The sequence below is a fragment of the Anaerotalea alkaliphila genome, from assembly GCF_010179735.1.
GTDB classification, from domain to species: Bacteria; Bacillota; Clostridia; order Lachnospirales; family Vallitaleaceae; genus Anaerotalea; species Anaerotalea alkaliphila.
This window is the reverse complement of sequence record NZ_JAAEEH010000001.1, coordinates 88,792-106,901: the sequence shown is the minus strand read 5'-3', so window position 1 is coordinate 106,901 and position 18,110 is coordinate 88,792. Positions and strand designations below refer to the sequence as shown.

General features: G+C 56.6%; 19 protein-coding genes and 1 other RNA gene. All 20 read right to left on the bottom strand.

What is annotated here, in order from left to right:
- Nucleotides 1-22: 22 nt before the first annotated feature.
- A complete protein-coding gene (locus tag GXN74_RS00475; protein WP_162368946.1) occupies nt 23-475 on the bottom strand; it encodes a YjbQ family protein in 453 nt (150 codons plus the stop codon).
- A gap of 27 nt (nt 476-502) precedes the next feature.
- Complete coding sequence (locus GXN74_RS00470; RefSeq protein WP_162368945.1) at nt 503-913, bottom strand: NifB/NifX family molybdenum-iron cluster-binding protein; 411 nt, start codon at nt 911-913, stop codon at nt 503-505.
- Nucleotides 914-924: 11 nt separating this feature from the next.
- Nucleotides 925-1,686 (bottom strand): NYN domain-containing protein, encoded by a 762-nt coding sequence (locus tag GXN74_RS00465; RefSeq protein WP_162368944.1) that lies wholly within the window; start codon nt 1,684-1,686, stop codon nt 925-927.
- Nucleotides 1,687-1,816: 130 nt separating this feature from the next.
- Entirely contained in the window at nt 1,817-2,446 is a 630-nt protein-coding gene (locus GXN74_RS00460; RefSeq protein ID WP_162368943.1) for an amino acid ABC transporter ATP-binding protein, read from the bottom strand.
- An 8-nt stretch (nt 2,447-2,454) separates the two neighbouring features.
- A complete protein-coding gene (locus GXN74_RS00455) occupies nt 2,455-3,096 on the bottom strand; it encodes an amino acid ABC transporter permease (protein ID WP_162368942.1) in 642 nt (213 codons plus the stop codon).
- A 10-nt stretch (nt 3,097-3,106) separates the two neighbouring features.
- A complete protein-coding gene (locus tag GXN74_RS00450) occupies nt 3,107-3,910 on the bottom strand; it encodes an amino acid ABC transporter substrate-binding protein (protein WP_162368941.1) in 804 nt (267 codons plus the stop codon).
- 118 nt (nt 3,911-4,028) lie between these two features.
- Complete coding sequence (locus GXN74_RS00445; RefSeq protein WP_162368940.1) at nt 4,029-6,155, bottom strand: MnmG/GidA family protein; 2,127 nt, start codon at nt 6,153-6,155, stop codon at nt 4,029-4,031.
- On the bottom strand, nt 6,130-7,041 hold the full coding sequence (locus GXN74_RS00440; RefSeq protein WP_162368939.1) for an ABC transporter ATP-binding protein: 912 nt from the start codon (nt 7,039-7,041) through the stop codon (nt 6,130-6,132). Before GXN74_RS00440 ends, GXN74_RS00445 begins: the two co-directional genes overlap by 26 nt.
- A complete protein-coding gene (locus tag GXN74_RS00435) occupies nt 7,038-7,418 on the bottom strand; it encodes a GntR family transcriptional regulator (RefSeq protein WP_162368938.1) in 381 nt (126 codons plus the stop codon). The genes GXN74_RS00440 and GXN74_RS00435 overlap by 4 nt, the downstream gene beginning before the upstream one ends.
- A 110-nt stretch (nt 7,419-7,528) precedes the next feature.
- Complete coding sequence (locus GXN74_RS00430; protein WP_162368937.1) at nt 7,529-8,803, bottom strand: O-acetylhomoserine aminocarboxypropyltransferase/cysteine synthase family protein; 1,275 nt, start codon at nt 8,801-8,803, stop codon at nt 7,529-7,531.
- 33 nt (nt 8,804-8,836) lie between these two features.
- On the bottom strand, nt 8,837-9,220 hold the full coding sequence (locus GXN74_RS00425) for a DUF302 domain-containing protein (RefSeq protein WP_162368936.1): 384 nt from the start codon (nt 9,218-9,220) through the stop codon (nt 8,837-8,839).
- Between the two features lie 183 nt (nt 9,221-9,403).
- Complete coding sequence (locus GXN74_RS00420) at nt 9,404-10,426, bottom strand: sugar kinase (protein ID WP_162368935.1); 1,023 nt, start codon at nt 10,424-10,426, stop codon at nt 9,404-9,406.
- 29 nt (nt 10,427-10,455) lie between these two features.
- Nucleotides 10,456-11,109, bottom strand: coding sequence for a bifunctional 4-hydroxy-2-oxoglutarate aldolase/2-dehydro-3-deoxy-phosphogluconate aldolase (locus GXN74_RS00415; RefSeq protein WP_162368934.1), 654 nt, complete (start codon nt 11,107-11,109; stop codon nt 10,456-10,458).
- Between the two features lie 111 nt (nt 11,110-11,220).
- Complete coding sequence (locus GXN74_RS00410; RefSeq protein ID WP_162368933.1) at nt 11,221-11,910, bottom strand: FadR/GntR family transcriptional regulator; 690 nt, start codon at nt 11,908-11,910, stop codon at nt 11,221-11,223.
- A gap of 102 nt (nt 11,911-12,012) precedes the next feature.
- Complete coding sequence (locus tag GXN74_RS00405; protein WP_162368932.1) at nt 12,013-14,580, bottom strand: calcium-translocating P-type ATPase, PMCA-type; 2,568 nt, start codon at nt 14,578-14,580, stop codon at nt 12,013-12,015.
- Between the two features lie 101 nt (nt 14,581-14,681).
- The gene (locus GXN74_RS00400; protein ID WP_162368931.1) at nt 14,682-15,563 is read right to left on the bottom strand and encodes a universal stress protein; all 882 of its coding nucleotides are present in this window, start codon (nt 15,561-15,563) and stop codon (nt 14,682-14,684) included.
- 139 nt (nt 15,564-15,702) lie between these two features.
- Nucleotides 15,703-16,230, bottom strand: coding sequence for a permease (locus GXN74_RS00395; RefSeq protein ID WP_246208530.1), 528 nt, complete (start codon nt 16,228-16,230; stop codon nt 15,703-15,705).
- A 16-nt stretch (nt 16,231-16,246) separates the two neighbouring features.
- Entirely contained in the window at nt 16,247-16,723 is a 477-nt protein-coding gene (locus tag GXN74_RS00390; protein ID WP_162368929.1) for a permease, read from the bottom strand.
- 434 nt (nt 16,724-17,157) lie between these two features.
- Nucleotides 17,158-17,485: a transfer-messenger RNA gene (gene ssrA, locus GXN74_RS00385) on the bottom strand.
- Nucleotides 17,486-17,551: 66 nt separating this feature from the next.
- Nucleotides 17,552-18,019 carry an SsrA-binding protein SmpB gene (gene smpB, locus GXN74_RS00380; protein WP_162368928.1) on the bottom strand — a complete coding sequence of 156 codons (468 nt, stop codon included), beginning with the start codon at nt 18,017-18,019 and terminating at the stop codon, nt 17,552-17,554.
- Nucleotides 18,020-18,110 lie beyond the last annotated feature (91 nt).

Sequence of the window (18,110 nt, the reverse complement as noted above, 5' to 3'; positions counted from 1 at the left end):
GTTTTCTTCCCTTCCTCCATCCTCACTCCCCCATGACCTGGAAGACGATTTCCCGCTTCCGGTCCCTGGTGTCACACTCGACCAGGGTCAGGTTCTGCCAGGGCCCCAAGGTGAGCCTTCCCTCCACAAAAGGGATGGTGATGAAGGGGGACAGGAGCGCCGCCTTGATATGGCTGGAACCGTTGTCATCGCTCCAAGTTTCGTGGTGCCTGTATTGGACCACCTTTCCGGTCTCGTCCGCATAGGGGGAAAACACGTCCATGGCCTTCTTCAGGTCCGTCCCCACGATTCCCGGTTCGAACTCCAGTGTGGTCAGACCCGCGACGCCACCGGTGGTGAATCCGGTGACGGTGCCGGAGGAGATTCCCTTATCCCTGCACGCCCTCGCGACCGCCTCCCGGAAATCCTCCGTCACGTCGATCATGCCCATATGGGCTTTTGTATGGTAGTCCTTTCGCATGGTGAATACGCCCATGACCTTCTCCTTCCGTCTGTCATCCGCCTACTGGGGGAATTGGCACCTGGCGCGTTTGTTGTACAATTCCCGATTGAAATCCTCCGGCATTTCCGGCTTCTTCCCCCCAGGCTTCCCGTGCAGGTTCGGGCCTCCTGCCAGGGTGCCGTCCAGGTACCCCTGGAGCGCGGATTCCCAACTTCCCTCCACGCCGAGCACGACGTCCACCCCGGCTCCGGAAAAATATCCCAAGGCGCCTTCTCCCATGCCTCCGGAAATCACCGTCTGGACACCCTGCTCCACCAAAAATGCGGGAATCCTTCCAGGCGCATGTCCCGGATTCGGTACGAACACGCTTTCCCTGCACTTGCCTTCCTCCACCGTGCACAGCCGGAACCCTTCGCAGTGTCCGAATTTCTGGCTTACGCTGCCTTGTTCCAGCGTTATGGCGATTTTCATGTTCATCCCCCCTAAGCCTTTCCGTTCCTATTCTTCACCAGCGTCTTCTTCCTGTTGGGGTTGCTCGTCTTCCTTGTCTGCAGTTCGAATTGTCCCAGGGACATGATGAAGGAGGACAACTTGGCGTATCCGTAGTTCCTGGTGTCGAAATCCGGATAACGCTTGTTCAGCTTGTTCCCCACTTCACTGAGGTTGATCCACCCGTCCTCGTCGGAGCTTTCGTTGATGATGTTGCGGATGGAATTGATCAGCTCCACCATTTCAGCCAGGCCTTCTTTGGCCTGTTGCTGCTTCTCTCCAGGGGTCGCCTTTTCGGGTTCCTGTTTCTCCTCAGGAACGGAAACCAGCACCTCCAGATATTTGAACTTCTCGCAGGCGGCGATGAAGGGGGTGGGGGTCTTCTTTTCCCCCATCCCCACCACATACATTCCGGCTTCCCGCAGCCTGGCGGCCAGCCTGGTGAAGTCGCTGTCGCTGGACACGATGCAGAAGCCGTCCACATTGTTGGAGTAGAGGATGTCCATGGCGTCGATGATCAGCGCCGAATCCGTGGCATTCTTGCCTGTGGTGTAGCTGTACTGTTGGATCGGTGTGATGGAATAGTGCAGAAGCACGTTCTTCCAGGAGCCCAGCTGCGGCGAAGTCCAATCCCCATAGATCCTCTTGTAGGTGGGTGTCCCATGGTTGGACAGCTCGTCGAAGATGTACTTGATGTATTTGTCCGACACATTGTCCGCATCGATGAGCACCGCTATTTTCTTTTCGTTTTCCATTGATTGTTGTCTCCCTGCACTTGTGTTTGGTTGCGTTCCTCCACCCATTATACTCCCAATTCCCGGGGATGGCAACCTGACCGCCCCCCGGAAGGCAGGGAAGGCGGCCGGATACGCTCCGGCCGCCTTCTCAACGCACCCTCTTCAGTTCTGTCCCCAATTCATACAGCTTGGTCGCATGGCTCCTTGCAAAGACCTGGTCATGGGTGATGACGATCACGCCCGTTCCCCTTTTCGCAATCTCCTTCAGGGTCTCCCCCACGCTGTCCCGCAGTTCCGAGTCCAACGCCGAAGTCGGCTCGTCGAAGCAGAGGTATTCCGGATCCATGGCCAGTGCCCGGGCGATGGCAACCCTCTGCCTCTGCCCTCCCGACAGCTGGAACTCGTAGTTCCCTTCCAGACCCTCCAGTCCCAGGGAATCCAGCAGCTCCTTCGCCTTGGCTTCCGACTCTTCCTTGGACAGCCGCTTCACCTTCTGCAGGGGATAGGCCACATTCTCCATGGCGCTGAGGTGGGGGAACAGGTTGAAGTTCTGGAACACCAGCCCCACGGGGTGTTCCTCTTCCCTGCTCCGTTCGGTGATTTCGATCCTTCCGGAATCGATGGTTTCCAGGGAGGACAGGCATCGGATCAACGTCGTCTTTCCGACGCCCGAGGGGCCCAGCACCACGGCGATGTCCCCCTTTTCCACTTCGAAGGTGATGTTGTCCAGCACCTTCTTGTCCCCGAAGCTTTTCGAAATGTTTTCAACTCTCAACATATGGGCACCTACCTGTAGTAGTCATAACGGTTTTCGGTTTTCTTCAGGAAAAAGGTAACGGCTGCAATCAGCAACAGGTACAGCAGACCTGCCACAAACAGGGGCACCAGGGATGCCTGTTTGTTCGACAGGGTCTTCGCGGCCCTGAGCACGTCCCCCAAGCCCAGGACATAGACCAGTGATGTGTCTTTCACCAGTGTGATGAGTTCGTTTCCCACAGGGGGGAGCACCCGCTTGACCACCTGGGGAAGCACGATGCCGAAGAATGTTTGGAACTTGGACAGCCCAAGCACTTTCGCGGCCTCATATTGTCCCAGGCTGATGGACAATACCCCTCCCCTGAAGATCTCCGTGTAATAGGCCGCATAGTTGACCACGAAGGCGATGACCACCGCCACTTCCCGGTCCAGGCGCACGCCTACCAGCGGAAGTCCAAAATAGATGAAGATCAGCTGCAGCAGCAGGGGCGTTCCCCTGACGACCAGGATGTAGGCTTGCATCAGGGTTTGGAGCGCCCTGTTTCTGGACAGGCGCAAAGTGCAGGCCACCATGCCCAAGGGGATGGAAAACAACGCTGTTAGGAAAAAAACCCATAGGGTGGTTTTCATCCCCTCCAGCATCAAAGGCATCATTTCCATGATTTCTACCATAGGCCCCCCCTTACTTTACGATGTTCTCACCGAACCACTTCTCGGAAATGGCAGCTGCCGACCCGTCCGCCTTCATGGCGTCCAAAGCTTCGTTCAGTTTCTCCAGCAGGGTTTCGTCCCCCTTGCGAACACCCACACCGTATTCCTCGTCGCCGAAGTCCTCTTCCAGAACGCGGTACTGCGCTTCGCCTCTTGTCGCGATATAGTACCGGGCCAAAATCTCATCCGCCACCACTGCGTCCACCCTGCCTGCCTCCAGATCCATGAAGGCGTCGTTGTAGGTGTCGAACAGAACCACGTTCCCATCCTTGAATGCCTCCATGGCGCCTTCGGCTTCGATGGCCGCCAGGGCGCTGGAGGAATTCTGTGTGGCCACCGCTCGGCCTTCCAGGGCCGCCTTGTCCATGATGTCGGAGCCTGCGAGCACTACGATGGACTGCTGGTTGTCCAGATAGGGGGTTGTGAAGTTGACCTTTTCCCTGCGCTCCTCCGTGATGGTGTAGCCGTTCCAGATCAGGTCGATGTTCTTGGAACTCAGCTCCGTCTCCTTCAGGTTCCAGTCTATGGGTTGGAACACCGGCTCAAGCCCCATGCGTCCCAACGCCTCGACGGCCAACTCCACGTCGAACCCTGTCATCTGGCCGTTCTCATCCTTGAATCCCATGGGGACGAAGGTGTCGTCCAAACCGACAATGACGGTTCCCCTTGCCTCCAGGTCAGCCCAGGTATCGCTTGCCGTTTCCTTCTTCCCGCAACCTGCAAGCACCATGGCCCCAAGCACCAACGCGATCGTAAATACAAATTTCTTTTTCATCTCTTCTCTCCTTCAGGTTCCATTGTCTTGTGCCTGGCCTTCTTCCTTCCGTCGCCATCCGGAAAAAAGGCCGCATAAGGAGAGTTTACTGGGGTAGCGCAATAATGTCAAGGCCCAGTTAATCGTTGACTTCCGCCAGCAGTTCCCTCGGCAGCTTCTCCTTCCTCAGGTAGAATGTCCGCAGCCCCTCTTCTCCTACGGCATTCAAGGCCTTCACCTGGACCTGGTAATAGTCTCCCGCCAGCGTGTAGCGGTAGTTCGACTGCAGTTGGGGCAGGAGCAAAGCAAGCTTCTCCTTGTCCTCCACCTTCCGCAGGCCTTCATAGGCCTCCGGCATTTCCATGCTTCTCATCTTCTCCAGATAGGGGTCTTCCCCCATCCGGTCCAGGACCGCCAGGGAACGCACATTCCCCGGGGTAGGGACCACCCTGTCCAGCAGTCCCAGGGCATCCAGTGCTTCCCTGGTCCTGCCGTATCCGCTGTAGACAGGCACATTCACGTACGATTCCAGGGTTTTTCCCTGTAGGTCCGTGTAGGGATAGTAGAAATCCACGAAGTAGAAAGGCCCGCCTTCCTCCCACCGGGACTCGTAGGTCTCTTCCAGCACATCTTCCCGGATGCCGTCAAGGAGGACTCCGATCGCCTCCTGCCCCCTGATTCCTATGGGTTCCCCCAAGGGGCTGTTCACAACCGCCTTGGAAAGGCCTTGGGACGCAAGGAAGAGGACCGGGTTGTTCTTCCGCTTGTACTCCAATGTCTCGAACAACCTTCCCAATTCCGGAACTTTCGCGTCATACTCGAAGCTGTAGCCCCGGCGAAGGGTTCCTCCATTTTCCAGCCTGTATTCCAGCACCACACGGCTGCCCCTTTCCACCGGATCCGCTTCGGACATCCGGGAGAAATGCAGCTCCCAAATCGCCTGCAGTGCCTCCGGAGTCACATAGGCCTCCTGCTCCTGGGCGATGTAGGTTTTCAGGCCCGCCGCCCCGTTCCCCTCCTGTATGGCCAGGATGGGATTGAATCCTTCCGGCAGGGGCATCCCTGTCTCCGGATCGTAATGGCTCCCCCAATTCCCATAGGAACGCAGCTGCCCTTCCGTGTCCAGCAGCTGCTGGGTCAATTGGATGGACCGGACCTGCCCCAGGTTGGGGATCCGGCGGCTGTAGCCTCCCACGTCCAGGGAGATGGCGGTCAGGGTTAGCGTCATGGCCAGTCCGTAAACCGCCATCCCTTTCCATGTGCGGTGGATGAAGACGCTCTTCTGCGCAATCATCTGGCTGGCTGCGTACGCAAGCACAGCCCCCACGGCCATCCCCACGTGGGTGGAGGTCCTGGTGTACATCATTTCCTTGAAGTAGACGCCTGCCAGCGTCATCCCCAGGAAAGTCATCAGGAACACGAACCCCGTCTTGAAGCTGTCGAAGCAGAGATAATCGGTATTCCTTTCCAGTTTCCTTTTCCTGTAAAGCAAAAAGGCCATTCCGAAAAACAGGAGAATGTATGCCAGGAACTGGACCATGGTCCTGTCCCATCCGTTTCCGTCCCTTGCCATGTTCTCCAGCGCCATGACAGGGGAAATTCTGGTCCACTTCATCACATCCGACTCCCCATAGGGATATCCATGCAGCAGCAGCTCCAGGATGTTCGCCACCCCCAGCACCAGCCCCACCGGTAGGAACAGGAACACATAGACCAGCACCCCTTGGACCAGGGTGGAACCCAGCGCCATGCCCAGCATCAATGCGAAGCCGAACACCATCATTCCCGTGGTGCCGTATCCTGCAAACCAGCGGATGGCTTCCGTCCAGGCTCCGTTCCCTTCCCACAGCACCAGCCCTCCCATCACCAGGGCGTTCAGAAGCAGCGGCCCTAGGAACAGGACGGCTCCGGACAGGATCTGGCTTCCCAGAATCTGGGACCGCCCCAGAGGGAAGGAGTGGTAGACAGCAGTGGCGGAAGGCTCCTGCAGATACCGGAGTAGCACCAGCCCCATGACGACCGGCACGACGAACGCCAGCAGGCCATCCACGGGGTTTGGAAAGGACAGGATGCGCATCCCCTCTGTGTACAGCGCTCCAACCTCCTGCATCCCGAGCATCCTCTCATGGTCCAGCAACATCCGCACAGGGTGCACCAGCCAGAGGAAGATTGTGAACAACAGGCTCAACAGGCCATACAGGCGCAGATTATGCCTTACCAGCCGGCCGCTCCACAGCTTTTTAGAGTAGGATGTTTTTGACTTCATAACCCGCACCTCCAATTTCATACATGAATATCTCCTCCAGTGTCAGCGGTATGAATTCGAACAGCAGGGGGGAAAGGGACAGGACAACAGGCTCCACCTCCGCTTTCGCTCCCCGTACGATATAGGTGGACACGCTTCCGGACCTTTCCTTCTTCAGGATGTCCAACGAAACCTCCCTTTCCTCCAGCACTCCAGGAGCCACATCCGGTCCGTAGGCCACCTGGATCTTGTGGATGTCGCTCTTCATCTCGTCCAGATCCCGTTCCAGGAGCATTTTCCCCTTGTTCAGGATCCCCACATGGTCGCAGACGTCTTCCAACTCCCGCAGGTTATGGGAGGACACCAGGACCGTCATCTGCCTTTCCGCCACATCCTGCAGCAAGAGGCTCCAAATCTGCCTCCGCATGACGGGGTCAAGGCCGTCCACAGGCTCGTCCAGGACCAGCACATCAGGCCTGCAGGCCATGGAAAGCCAGAAGGAGACCTGCTTGCGCATCCCTTTGGACATCTTGGAGACCTTCTGTCTTTCGTCCAGTTCCAAAATCCCTTGAATCTTCCGATACCGCTCCCAATCGAATTCCCGGTAGATGTCCCCGTAGAAGGCGGCAAGGGATTTTGGGGTGGCCAGCGGAAGGAAATGGAGTTCGTCGGGAATGAATGCCATCCTCTGTTTGACGTCCACATTCTCGTATACGGGGACGCCATCCACCGAAACCGCCCCCCCATCCGGACGGTAGACGCCCGCCAGGATTTTCAGAAGCGTTGTCTTGCCTGCTCCGTTGGGACCTACCAGTCCATATACGGACCCTTTCGCCACATGCAGGTCCACCTGGTCCAAGGCCTTGAAATTGCCGAAATTCTTTGTGACTGCATCCATGCTGATCATTCTTCTCCCGCCTTCCTATCGTATGTCTTTCGCGCCAGCTCCAGCACCGTCTCCAAGGGGAGCCCCCGCTTTGCCGCCGCATCCAGTACCCTTTCCAGTTCCAGGACCACCTTCTCCCTTTCCAATTCCAAATCCCGGGGATGAAGCGAAGCCACGAAGTTGCCCCGGCCCGGTACGGAATACAGATATCCCTCCTTCTCCAGCTGCCTGAACGCCTTCTGGATCGTGTTGGGATTGATTGCCAGCCGGGCGGCGAGTTCCCGCACGGATGGCAATTGGCTGTCCGGTTCCAAGCGGCCCTGGAGGACCGCATCCTTGACGCTGTCCACGAGCTGTGCGTATAGGGGCGTTCTGCTCCGCAAATCAATGGAAAACATGGCCAACCTCCGTTCTGTTTGTTCTATGTGTTCTATTAGTATTAGTACACTATGGGAAAATTATACCCGGGAATCGGACTCCTGTCAATCCCCGGGTGGAAAATGTCAAATCATTCCAACGCTTGGCGCACATCCCCCAGGATATCCCTGAGGTCCTCGATCCCGACGGACATCCGGATCATGTCGGGGCCTACGCCGCAGGCCTCCAGCTGCTCGTCCGTCAACTGCCTGTGGGTATGGCTGGCAGGGTGCAGGACGCAGGTCCTTGCGTCGGCCACATGGGTCACGATGGCCGCCAGCTTCAGCTTGTCCATGAAGCGGACCGCCTCTTCCCTCCCGCCCTTCACTCCGAAGGAGATGACGCCGCAGGATCCGTGGGGCAGGTATTTCCCCGCCAGCCCGTGGTATTTGTTGCCTGGGAGCCCCGGATAGTTCACCCAAGCGATTTTCCCATGGCCTTCCAGGAATTCGGCCAATCCCTGGGCGTTCTCACAGTGCCTGGGAACGCGCAAGTGCAGGGTTTCCAATCCAATGTTTGTGTAGAAGGCGTTCTGGGGGGATTGGACCGCACCCAGGTCCCGCATCAGCTGGGTGGTAGCCTTGGTGATGTAGGCCGCTCTGCCGAATTCCTTCGTATAGGTTACCCCATGGTAGGAAGGGTCCGGTTCCGTAAGTCCGGGGAACTTTTCCTTGTTGGCTTCCCAATCGAAATTCCCGCTGTCCACAACCACTCCGCCCACACTGGTGGCGTGTCCGTCCATGTATTTGGTGGTGGAATGGATGATGATGTCCGCCCCCCATTCGAAGGGCCTGCAATTGATGGGTGTCGCGAAGGTGTTGTCGATGATCAGCGGCACGCCGTTCCTATGGGCGATCCGGGCGAACTTCTCAATGTCCAGGACCACCAGGGCCGGGTTGGCGATGGTTTCTCCGAACACCGCCTTCGTCTCCGGCCGGAACGCCTCCTGGATTTCCGCTTCGGACGCGTCGGGATGAACGAAGCTGAATCCGATTCCCAACTTCTCGAAGGTCACGGCGAACAAGTTGAAGGTTCCTCCATAGATGGTGGAGGCGCAGACCACATGGTCCCCCGCATTGCAGATGTTGAAGATGGCGAAGAAGGCGGCAGCCTGTCCGGAACTGGTGAGTATGGCGCCCACCCCGCCCTCCAGGTCCGCAATCTTTGCCGCAACGGCGTCGTTGGTAGGGTTTTGGAGCCGTGTGTAGAAGTAGCCCGACTCCTCCAGGGCGAACAACCGCCCCATCTGTTCCGTGGAATCGTATTTGAATGTGGTGCTCTGTACGATGGGCACCACCCGGGGTTCTCCGTTCTTGGGTGTGTACCCCGATTGCACGCATTTTGTGTTGATCCGATACTCGTTCATCTGTTCCTCCTGGTTGTCGTATTTCCTGCTTCCCTAGATGCTGTCGATGGCTTGGCGCAGGTCGGCCTCCACTTCTGCGGCCAGGGAGACAAGCGCCTCCACCTCCAATGCCCTGATCAGCACCGTCGGCCTTGCCATTCCCACAACGGCTTTCCCGTCCTTCTCATAGACCGCCACTTTGCAGGGCAGGAAATAGCCTGCCCTGATGGTGGTGTCCAGAACCGTCTTGGCCTTTTTGGGATTGCAGACCTCCATGACCAGAAAATCCCTGTCGAAATCCAATCCCTTCTCCGCCAGCTTCTCCTTGAAATTCAATTCCCAAAGCACGCCGAACTGCACCGCCGCAAGGGCCTCCTTGACCCTGTCCGCAGCCTCCGCTACGGACATGTCCTTTTCCACTTCATATATGATTTCCATGCTGTTCCTCCCTTCAATGGCATAAGAAGATTATACCATAGCAGGCCGGGGGTTGTTAAGCTTGGTCCGACTTTCCTTTGCAAATTCAAAAGGCAACCCAGGTAAAGGTTGCCTTTTCATCTCCAGGAGGAGACAGGGTAGGTAGGTAGGTAGTCTATCGGTGATGCATATGGTTGGCTGGTGTTATCTTTGCACCCGGCCGGATGCGTCCCCTTGGATCAGGGCTTCCACTTCGGCTACGGTGACCAGGTTGGCGTCCCCGAAGATGGTGTGCTTCAGTGCGGATGCGCCCACTGCGAACTCCAGGGCGTGTTTGAAATCGTCCGATGTGGCCAGTCCATAGATCAGGCCTCCCGCAAAGGAGTCCCCTCCACCGACCCTGTCCACGATGCGGATTTCATACTTCTTGGACTGGTAGAATTCCTCGCCGTTGTAGATGAGGGCGGACCATCCGTTGTCGGAAGCGCTGTGGCTTTCCCGAAGGGTAGTGACCACATACTTGAATCCGAAGGTCTCTTTCATCCGCTTGAAGATGTCCTTGTAGGCGTCGATTTCCAATTCGCCTTTGGTGACATCGCTGTCCCCGGGCTTGAATCCCAGCACCTTTTCCGCATCCTCTTCGTTTCCGATGCAGACATCCACATACTGCATGAGGCCTGTCATCACTTTTTGCGCCTGCTCCGGAGTCCAAAGCTTCTTCCTGTAGTTCAGGTCCACGCTTACGGTCACATTGTGCCTCTTGGCCGCCTTCAGCGCCGCTTCGGTGATTTTCGCTCCGTTTTCACCCAATGCGGGGGTGATGCCTGTGAAGTGGAACCACTCCGCGTCCTTGAAGATCGCATCGAAGTCGAAATCCTCCAGGACAGCTTCCGAAATGGAGGAATGGGCCCTGTCGTAGACGACTGTGGAGGCGCGCATGGATGCTCCCGTCTCCAGGTAGTAGATGCCCACACGTTCCCCGCCTCTGGCGACGTAATCCGTGTTGACCCCGAATTTTCTCAAATGGTTGATGGCGCTCTGCCCGATGGGGTTGTCCGGCAGCTTGCTCACGAAGTAAGGGTCAAGGCCATAGTTGGCCAAGGAAACGGCGACATTGGCTTCTCCTCCTCCATAAATCACGTCAAAGGATTCTGCCTGCACAAAGCGCTGGTGACCTGGGGTGGACAGACGCAGCATGATTTCGCCCATGGTAACGATTTTTTTCATCTTAGGAACCTCCAATGGTATGATGGGATCTATTGTTTCTTTGCGGCTCTGGCTTTGGCCACTTCTTCCACAAACTGTGCGGCCGTCTGGGCGACCCTTTCAAAGTCTCCGCTTTCCGCTCCCTTGGTCAGGACACTTCCCACGCCTACAGCCACAGCCCCGGCATTGATCCAGTCCTTCACGTTGGAGAGGTCCACGCCGCCAGTGGGCATGTAGTTGCCTTGGGGAAGGGGACCACGGAATGCGCTGATGATGGAGGGTCCGAAAGCGTTTCCTGGGAACACCTTCAAGACGTCCACACCCATTTCCAGGGCTTCCACCGCTTCTCTAGGGGTCATGACGCCAGGCATGACAGGGATGCTGTAACGGTTGCAAAGCTTCACGGTGCCTTCATCGAAGCTGGGGCTTACAATGTATTCCGCTCCGGCCAGGATGCATGCGCGGGCTGTCTCGCTGTCCAGAACGGTTCCCGCTCCGATGACCAAGTCTTCCCCCTTGTAGGCTTCCACCAGTTCCTTGATGATGTCCACCGCTCCCGGTACGGTCATGGTGATCTCAAGCGCCTTGATGCCACCCTTGCGTACGGCCTCGATGACTTTGAGGCCCTCTTCTTTGGACTCCGCGCGGATCACCGCCACAACACCGCTTTCCAGAATCCTGGCGATCGTTTCATGCTTTTTCATCCCTTGTTTCCTCCCTGTACTGTTGTTGACTGTTGTCTGACATCTAATACTGATATAATACCCTTGTTCTTTCTGAAAGTCAAGGGGTAACCTCAAATTTACACCATTTTTTCATTCTTCCTTTTCCTGGTGGTCCATGACCTGGGAAAGGCCGTACTGGATGTGGCTGCGCATGGCTTCCTTGGCCTTATCGGGATTCCCTTCCAGGATGGCCTCCAGAATGTCCGCATGATGTTTCAGCACCATTTCCGTGCTCTCCGGAAGGTCCTTGGTTTCCGCATAGCCGGCACGAATCCCCTCATTGATGATGGGCAGGATCCTCCGGATTACCGGATTGTGGGCGCTCTTGGCGATTTCATTGTGGAAGGCGATGTCATGGACCGTATGGTCCAGCTTCTGGGAGATGTCATCACTGACTTTGGCATAGGCCTTCTTCAGCTTCTCCCTGTCTTGGGGGGTGACCCTTTGGGCGGCCAAGGCGGCGATCTCCGGCTCCATGATCAGCCTGCTTTCGAAAAGATGCTGCATCAGGTTCGCCTTCTCCATCAGGGACACCCCCAACGGATCTTTCACCAACCCAGGCTTGCTTGTCACATAGGTGCCCTTGCCTCTGCGGACTTCCAATACATTGGTGGAAACCAGGATCTTGATGGCCTCCCTTACGGTGGATCTGCTCACATTCAGGGATGCTGTCAGCTCCAGTTCATTGGGAAGCTTGTCCCCGGCTTTCAGCTCCTTTTCCTTGATCATCCTTCGGATGTCCTCTGCCACTTTCTGGGACAACAGGTTCTTGTCGTACATGGTTTTCTACGTTCCTCTCTTCTATTGCTGGTCTTGCTACATTCTACACCGTTTTTCCGGATTGCACAAGATGGATCTCTCCGCGGCCTCAGACGTTTCCCATCAAAGGGGCTTTCCCTTCCAGTTTTTCGACACCTCCCCTGCGGTCAGCGGAAGCAGTGCCAGGGCAAGCACCCATAGCCAGTGGACCGCACCGATGGGCCTTGTGCCGAAGAGCGGCTGCAGGACCGGGATATAGACGACAGCCAACAGAAGCGTGGAAGCCGCCGCTACGGATCCGTTCAGGTAACGGTTCTCCAGGGGGCGCATCCTATGCAGGAACGCATGCTCGGAACGGGCGGAATAGGCCCGGAACATCTCCCCAAGGATCAGGGTTGCAAAACAGAGGGTCCTGCCGTACCCCACCCCGTCCAGATCCGTTCCCAACCGGTAGGCGCCCAGGGCGCCCAGGGGCAGGACCAGGCTCTGCACGAGGATGGACAGGCCCATGGCCCTGTCCACGATGGGGACATCCGGTTCCCTAGGCGCCTGGTCCATGACGCCCGCCTCCTTCTTCTCCAGTCCCAGTGCGAAGGCCGGCAGGGAGTCCGTAATGAGGTTGATCCAGAGCAACTGGATGGGCAAAAGGGGGACCGGCCATCCCGCCAGCATGGCCACCAGGATGATCAAGATTTCACCGATGTTGCAGGAGAGCAGGAAGCCTACGAATTTCCGGATGTTGCTGTAGATCACCCTTCCTTCCCCCACGGCGGAAACGATGCTGGAGAAGTTGTCGTCGGTCAGGATCATGTCCGCGGCCTCCTTCGTCACATCCGTGCCCGTGATTCCCATTGCGATTCCAATGTCCGCGCGTTTCAATGCCGGTGCATCGTTTACACCGTCGCCGGTCATGGCCACAATCTCCCCGTTGGCCTTGAGGGCGTCCACGATCCGAACCTTGTGCTCCGGCGAAACCCGTGCGAAGACCCCCACCGACCGGACGGCCCCCTCCAGCGCTACCTGGTCCATACCGTCCAGGGTCTTCCCGTCCATGGCTAGATTGCCTTCCACCAGGATACCCAATTCCTTGCCGATGGCACAGGCGGTGGCGATATGGTCGCCCGTGATCATCACCGGACGGATGCCTGCCCTCCGGCAGATTTCCACCGCTTCTTTGGCTTCCTTCCTGGGCGGATCCATCATCCCCACCAATCCCAGGAATACCATGCCGGTTTCCCCCCCTTCCATTTCCTCCTTTTCCCCCAAGTCCTTCATGGCGAACCCCAGGACCCGCAGGGCCTGTTCCGCATAGGCATGGCTGTCCGCAAGGATTTCCTCCCTGTCCGCTGCCGCCAGCGGTCGGATTCCCTGAGGGGTTTGGATCCTGTCGCAACCGTCCACCAGCAGGTCCGGTGCTCCTTTGGTGTACATCCTCCACCCTTCTTCCATCCTGTGCAGCGTGCTCATCATCTTCCTTTTCCCGTCGAAAGGGATTTCCCCCTGCCTGGGATAAAGGCTGTGGAGCCGGTCCCTGTCCAGCCCTTCTTTGGCGCCTGCGGTCAGGAGCGCCCCTTCCGTAGGGTCTCCGACCACTTTCCCTTCCCTGATCTGGGCGTCGTTGCAGAGCACGCCCGCCAGCAGCAGGAGCTCCCTGCTTCCTTGTACCTGGCGCACGGTCATGGAATTCTGTGTCAGTGTGCCCGTCTTGTCGGAACAGATGACCGTGGTCGCTCCCAGGGTCTCCACCGCGCCCAGATTCTTCATGATGGCGTTCTGGGAAACCATCCTGGTGACTCCTATCGCAAGGACCACCGCCACCACTGCGGGAAGCCCTTCCGGAATGGCGGCCACCGCCAGCGCCACCGCGGTCATGAAGACTTCCAGGAGAGGCAGCTGCCGGTAGATGCCGATCCACAGGATCACCATGCACACCAGCACGCAGAGGGCACCGATCATCCTGCCCAGCCGGGCCAGCTTCAGTTGCAGCGGAGTCTTCTCTTCCACGGTTTCATTCAGCAAGGTGGCGATTTTCCCGATTTCCGTCTCCATCCCCACAGCCACCACGATTCCCTTTCCCCGTCCATAGCTCACTACGGTTCCCATGTGGGCCATGTTCGACCGGTCCCCTACCGGCAGGTCTTTTTCCTGCAGCAATCCTTCCTCTTTCGGTGCAGGGGCGGACTCCCCGGTCAAAGCGGATTCGTCGATTTCCAGCAGCACCGATTCCGTTACCCGCAGGTCTGCCGGCACATAGTCGCCGGTTTCCAGCACCACCAGGTCCCCCGGCACCAGTTCCGCCGCTTCCACCATGGAAAGTTCACCCCCGCGGACCACCTTGGCTTTGGGGGCCGCCATCCTCTTCAATTCCTCCAGCGCCTTGCCCGCCTTTCGTTCCTGCACGACACCCAGGACCGTGTTCAACACGACGATGGCCACAATCACCATCGCATCCACCTTTTCCCCCACAAGATAGGATAGGACGCTGGCGGCCAGCAGGAGCAGGATCAGGACATCCCCCAGCTGTTCCAGGACCATTTGGTGCAGTTTCCTTCCCTCCGTCTCCAACAGCTTGTTCCAGCCATAGGTGTCCCTTGCGGAGCACACCTGGCCGTCTCCCAATCCCCGGCTCCGGTCCGTGGAGAAGGCCGCTTCCAAATCTCCGATGGTCTTTCCATGAAAACCCCCGCCCATTCCATTCACCTCCCACCCGTCAACCGGACCATCTTTCGAACCATCCCATGTACACATCAACAAGAGGCCTCCCCCGCCTGGGAAGGCCTCCTTCTTGTCCGCTACCCCTCCTGATGGACAGGAATCAGCAGCACCGATGCGTTTCCGTGGCGGGCGATGTTTTGACTCACGCTGCCCAGGAGGAACTCCGAAAGGACCCCTCTCCCTTGGCTTCCCATGACCACCAGCCCCGCACCCTTCTCCTGGATGGCTTTGGGTATTTCCCCATTGGGATATCCATAGACCAACATGGTCTCCACTTCCGCATCCCCATGGGACAGGAGCGTTTCCTTCATCTCTTCCAGGCGCTGCCTGTCCGTCTCGTTGAAGTCCACCAGCTGCTCCACCAGATAGGGGTAGATCCTTCCCTCATCCTGCACATGCAGCAGGGTGATTTTTTTCGCTCCCCTCCGCACCATTTCCTGCAGATACTGGAAGGCCTGTCCAGCATTGACGGAAAAATCCGTCGGGAAGAGGATCGGCCCCTCCAAGCCGCAACCGATGCTCCAGGTTTTGGAGCCTTCCTCCCGCTCTTCTTCTGCCATGCGTACAAGCAATACCGGTTTGGCCATGTGGTGGAGGAGTTCGTAGGCGTTGGTGCTCAAGGGACTGCCTCCGGTCAGGCTCTGTTTCTCGGCTCCCACGACTATCAGGTCGTACTCTTCCTTTTCCGCAATCTTGTTCAATTCGACCCGGGGGGATCCCACCACCAATCGGCTTTCCACCCGATAACCCATGCCTTTCAGGACGTTCTCCTGGGCCTTCAGGTTTTTCAGAAGATGGGTCTTCATGCTGAGAATCACATCCACGTAGCTTTCCATGGTATGCAGGCATTGGACCAGCAAACACTCCTCCATGCCGAATTCCCGCATGTTTCCCATGCAGTTCACCAGAGCATCCGCCTGGGGAGACAAATCCGTAGCGATGACCACACGTTTGAACATAATACACCTCCCAATCCAACAGCAGCAAAAATCACACAACTGCATCTTCTTGTCCTAAGTTTACCAACAATTAGGGGATTTGTCAAACATTTGCAGAGAGCTCCGGGATAAAAGAACGCGTGCCTCGGCACGCGTTCTTTTATCCCATATTCAACTGTTCCGCCGAAGCGTAGATTGTATCCAATTCCTTCTTGGAAAGGAAGGAGGATAGGAGCATGGCGATGAGGATGATTCCCGGGATGTTGACCAGAAGCCTGGTCAATGCGAACTGCAATCCAAGGGACGTCATTTCAAAGATCAGCAGGGGGATTTTGGTCGTGGACCAGGCGCCTATGAAAATCAGTATGTTGCTGAATTTCACGCCTTTTTTCATGAAGACCGCCGCGACGGGAAAGGCACCGTAGAGCGGTCCCGCAGCCGCAGACCCGATCAGGAATGCCAGCAGGACCCCCTTGAATCCGGATTCCTCGCCCATGTACCTGACCATCGTTTCCCTGGGCACCCACATGTCCAGCAATCCCAGCAGCACGAAGATGGGGGGGATGACCATCAGCATCTCCTTCAAGGAGAAGGTGGTGATGTCCAGCGCTTCCATCCCAAGTTCCCTGTTCACAAGGAACAGCACGCCGAAAGCTAGCAAAGCAGCCAAAAAAGCCCTGTATCTCATTAGAATCCTTCTCATGTCAGGCCACCACCCATCCGATGACCATTGCTACGATGAAGGTGAACAGGAATGCGAACAGGTTCCTGAGCACGGTTGCCTTCTTGCCGAAATACTTGATTTCCACCGGCATGGTAACGATTCCCACCATCATCAGGGCGGAGACGAACGCGCCGATCTGCATCAGGCCGGCTCCCCCCTGGACCAGCATGGCTGCGGTGGGAAATGCCACAAATCCTGGGATCAGCGTTATGGAACCGATGATGGCTGCGAACAGCACCCCAAGCCAGCCGGAACTTTCACCGATAACACGGGAAATCATGGCATGGTCCACAACAGCCAGAACGAAGCCGACCAACAGGATCACCACCAGCAGCTCCGGAAGTATGTTTTCAAAAGCTTTCCAGGCCTTTTTCAAAGCCTTTTTCGTTTTTCCCCTGTCCTTGAGGAAGGAAGCCCCCAATGCCAGGAATGTTGCAGAATACAATGCGATGTTCAAATTTCCACCTGCCTTCCAATAAATTCATATTATTCGTATATTATAATATATTACGGAAGGTCATTTGTCAAGGCCCTTCCGTGGCCTTCCGGCATGCACCGGATTTTGAACAAGAAAAAAGACCGGATTTCCGGTCTCTTCTATGGAGGTGAGGGGACGGTTGTTCCATTGTTTCCAATGGTCCTGACTATATCTTAGGCTTTATGAAAAGCCTTCCGGCGTGTTATGGCTGCCATGGTCTGGTTTGGGACAGCCATCCTAGTGCTTCCTGGTCGAGACTTTAGAAGCCTATGAGTCGATACAGAGCTGTTGGATTTCTCCACATACTCCTCGGTATTGCCGTCATCCTGGAGGCGTGTAGTCCCCCATCTGTTACGGTTCCACCGATCAAGCCGGATTTTCACTTGTCCATCACTGGACAAGGCGACCCTCTGCGAATCGAACCCCTGTCCGAAAACCCATCCAAGAAAGCATCTCCCATCACAGTCGCTGTTTTGACATTCCCTCCAACCGGCGCCCAACGACAGGCTCCGGCCTTCAGTAGCTTCATTAAATCTTATCGAATCTCAAAGCTTTGAAACGATAGGTCCCCGCATCGTCGATGCCTTGGCCCCTGACAGCGGGTGGTCAGGGCAAGACAGCTGCCGTTAGGCAGCGAACGCTAAATTATCTTCTGCGTTTAAATTGTTTTACAGTTTGTTGACGCAGCCCCGTAAACTGCGGATGGCTTCCTTCTCTTCATCGATCCCCGTCGAAACCAGTACACCCCCGTACTGGATATATTAAAGATCCGAGGCGCCCCTTCCGGACATAGGTCCGATGGGGTCCCTACAGATTTTTAATCTTGAATTGTTTTTCCGCCTCCCGGCGTTGGTCTTTCTTGGCGATGTCCTCCCGTTTGTCGTAGAGCTTCTTGCCCCTTGCCAAACCGATTTCCATCTTCATCAGGCTGTCCTTCAGGTAGATTTTCAGCGGCACGATGGTGTATCCCTTCTGGGCCACGGCTGCGTTCAACTTTATGATTTCCCTCCGGTGGAGCAGGAGCTTCCGGGTCCGCAAAGGATCCTTGTTGAAGATGTTTCCTTTTTCATAGGGGGTGATGTGCATCCCCAAGATGAATACTTCCCCATCCACAATCTTGACAAAGCTTTCCTTGATGCTCCCCTTGCCCATGCGCAGGGATTTCACTTCCGTGCCTGCAAGGACGATTCCGGCCTCATAGCTTTCGTCGATGAAAAAATCATGCCACGCCTTTTTGTTCTGGGCGACCAGCTTGTACCCTTCCTTTTTCGCCATGCAAACGACCACTCTCCATTTCTGCCTGGCCGAAGGTGCTGCCACTGGAACATCCCTTCGGCCTCCTCATTATATCACATTTTCATCGGAA